Origin of the sequence: Clostridium sp. MCC328 (assembly GCF_018785465.1) — a bacterium.
Lineage (GTDB): Bacteria > Bacillota > Clostridia > Lachnospirales > Lachnospiraceae > Pilosibacter > Pilosibacter fragilis.
In genome coordinates this window covers 1-893 of record NZ_WQPW01000082.1, presented here as the reverse complement: position 1 = coordinate 893, position 893 = coordinate 1, and the positions used below count along the sequence as shown (strand labels likewise).

The following is an 893-nucleotide window of genomic DNA, read 5'->3' as shown; positions in this document are numbered from 1 at the left end:
TTCGGACGATAGCCATAGCTACCCTCTGCAAACAGCAGTTCATAGATTGGCACTAACTGTTGGGTTATTGCCTGTTGAAGTGTACGGTCTATCACTGTTGGTATGCCAAGCTTTCGCACACCACCATCTGGTTTGGGAATCTCAACTCGTCTTACTGGAGACGGAGTATACTTTCCACAATAAATGCGGTCGGTTAACTCTTGTTGATGTTCCTTTAGATATGGAAGAGCCTCTTCAATGGTCATGCCATCAATTCCCGGCGCTCCCTTGTTTGCCTTAACTCTCTTATACGCTCTGTTAAAGTTGTCTTTATACAGTATCGCTTCCAAAAGTCTCGGCTGTGCACTGTCTCTTTCTTTCCATATCCGATTGAATGACCTAGACGCTTTCGCATACCCTTCATGTTCCGCATTATCTCTTTGCGAACAGCCATTGTTTTCAACGTTTTCTGCCATAGACGGTCATTCCTCCTTTCTCGGTCATACTCAAGACTCCTACTGATTCGGTCCTTCACCTCTCGGCTACTATGACCTCTGCTGACTTCTGTGCGTTCAGCATTGCTTTATGCAATGGTTACCTCTTTCAAGGCATTCCGCACAGACCTCCCCGGGTACCACACGTTTCTTTCTCTCCATCCATCCGTTACATTTACCATACATGATTCCGTGTAGTTATCGGGCTTCGGCTTGTAAAGCAGTCTTACCCTCATGCATGGCCTTCTATGTAATTTCTGTTCGTCAGACCGGAGATTTGCCCGTGGTTAGTCTGTTCCCACATCCGGCTTCCTTCAGATTCCACCTCGCGATGGACACCCTTACCTTCGGCTATATCCTTCCCACTACCGGGCGGATTCGGGACTTGCACCCGCTAGAAACGTGCGCCGCCGGGCGCAC

At 48.4% G+C, this 893-nt stretch carries 1 protein-coding gene and 1 pseudogene; both read right to left on the bottom strand.

Features of this window, described 5'->3' with window-relative positions:
- Positions 1-455: pseudogene (locus GPK83_RS12145) on the bottom strand (group II intron reverse transcriptase/maturase); the annotation flags it as partial.
- A gap of 107 nt (positions 456-562) precedes the next feature.
- Complete coding sequence (locus GPK83_RS12140; protein ID WP_215704892.1) at positions 563-709, bottom strand: arginase; 147 nt, start codon at positions 707-709, stop codon at positions 563-565.
- Positions 710-893 lie beyond the last annotated feature (184 nt).